The sequence below is a fragment of the Actinoplanes sp. NPDC026670 genome, assembly GCF_040638175.1.
Taxonomy (GTDB): Bacteria; Actinomycetota; Actinomycetes; order Mycobacteriales; family Micromonosporaceae; genus Actinoplanes.
On sequence record NZ_JBEZXU010000207.1, the window covers coordinates 1 to 1,152 of the forward strand.

The 1,152-nt window shown below is 68.7% G+C and carries 2 protein-coding genes; one reads left to right on the plus strand and one right to left on the minus strand.

The window, feature by feature from the left end; genetic code table 11:
* The coding region (locus AB0E94_RS53130) for a type II toxin-antitoxin system HicB family antitoxin (protein ID WP_360344639.1) at positions 1-388 on the plus strand (388 nt) is incomplete at its 5' end.
* A 5-nt stretch (positions 389-393) separates the two neighbouring features.
* Here AB0E94_RS53130 and AB0E94_RS53135 read toward each other — a convergent pair.
* Positions 394-1,152 (minus strand): IS5 family transposase (locus AB0E94_RS53135; protein WP_360344642.1); only part of this gene is annotated, 759 nt, incomplete at its 5' end.

Here is a 1,152-nt window from a genome sequence, read left to right on the forward strand (position 1 = left end):
GGTGAGAGGGGAGCTGTCGCCGATGAGGTACACCGCCAGATGCGTACGCTCGGGTGCTTGGTGGGCGATCAGCGTGCCGGAGATCAAGGGTGTTTTCTCTCAGGCTCGCCGTCTCGACCAGGTCGAAGGCATGGCACGTGAAGCCATCGCCCTCATGCTCGACGTCGCCCCGCACAGCTTCGACGTTGACGTGCAGCCCGACCTGCCGCAAGAGGTGACCCGGGCTCGCAGGGCCCGCAGCGAGTTACGCAAGGCCGAAGAGTCCGCCGAAGAGGCGACCGTCACCGCCGCACGCGCACTACTCGCAAAGGGCTACACGGTCCGCGACGCGGGCGCGCTACTTGGCATCTCCCCGCAGCGCGTGTCGCAGCTAAGGCGTGTTTCATAAGCCGGTCAGAGCCATTCGGTGATGATCGCGATGGTCAGGACGGCTTGGAAGCGGACGGCGAGTTTGTCGTATCGGGTGGCGACCCCGCGGTGGCGTTTGAGTCGGTTGATGCCGTTCTCGACGGCGTGGCGTAGCCGGTAAAGCTGCGGGTCGAAGGCGGGTGGGCGGCCGCCCTTGGAGCCTTTGGCCTTGCGGTGGGCGTCCTGGTCCTTCTTGCTCGGGATGCAGGCCTTGATCCCGCGTGAGCGCAGGTATCGGCGGTTGCCGCGGCTGGTGTAGGCCTTGTCGGCCAGGACCAGGTCGGGGCAGGTGCGGGGCCGGCCGACACCGAGGCGGGTCACGCGGATACGGCGCAGGACGGGGATGAACTGCGGGCTGTCACCACGATGCCCGGCGGTCACGATCAGGGAGAGGACCTTCTGTCCCTGCTCGCAGGCCAGATGAGTCTTGGTGGTCAACCCGCCGCGTGATCGGCCCAACGCATGGTCGGCCGGCTCCTCGTGCACACCGCCGGGCGATTCCTTCTGTCGGTGCCCGTCGGCGCGGGCGCCGGCGGCGTGCTGGTGGGCGCGGCTGGTCATCGAGTCCACGCTCACCGTCCAGACGATCCGGTCGGTCGCGTCGCCGGCGGCCTGCAGCGCGGACAGGATCTTGTCCCATGTTCCGTCACGCTGCCAGCGACGGAACAGGCCGTAGACGGTGGGCCAGGGCGCGTACTCGGCCGGGACGTCCCGCCACGGGGCGCCGATCCGGATCCTCCAGCG